Origin of the sequence: Streptomyces sp. DH12, assembly GCF_020873895.1 — a bacterium.
GTDB lineage: Bacteria > Actinomycetota > Actinomycetes > Streptomycetales > Streptomycetaceae > Streptomyces.
Genome location: NZ_JAHWGT010001552.1, coordinates 1 through 399, shown reverse-complemented (window position 1 = coordinate 399; position 399 = coordinate 1). Strand labels below are relative to the sequence as shown.

General features: G+C 71.2%; 1 protein-coding gene. It reads left to right on the top strand.

Annotated features, from left to right (window positions below; genetic code table 11):
- Positions 1 to 399, top strand: a 399-nt coding sequence (locus LPA54_RS41040) for an iron-containing alcohol dehydrogenase (protein WP_228985491.1), incomplete at both ends; no start/stop codon positions are given.

Below are 399 nucleotides of genomic sequence, written 5' to 3'. Positions count from 1 at the left end.
CTGCTGTACGAGCAGCCCGACGTCGACTTCGCCGACATGCGGCAGAAGTTCTCCGACATCCGCAAGCGCGCCTTCCGCTTCCCGGCCCTGGGCAAGCTGGCCCGCCTGGTGTGCGTGCCCACCACCTCCGGTACCGGCGCCGAGGTCACCCCCTTCGCCGTGATCTCCGACCCCGCCACCGGCAAGAAGTACCCGCTGGCCGACTACGCGCTCACCCCCAGCGTGGCCATCGTGGACCCGCTCCTCACCACCGCCCTGCCCCCGGCGCTGGCCGCCGACAGCGGCTTCGACGCCCTCACCCACGCCATCGAGGCGTACGTGTCCGTCTACGCCAACGACTTCACCGACGGTCTCGCCCTGCACGCCGTCCGCCTGGTCTTCGGCCATCTCGAGGCGGCC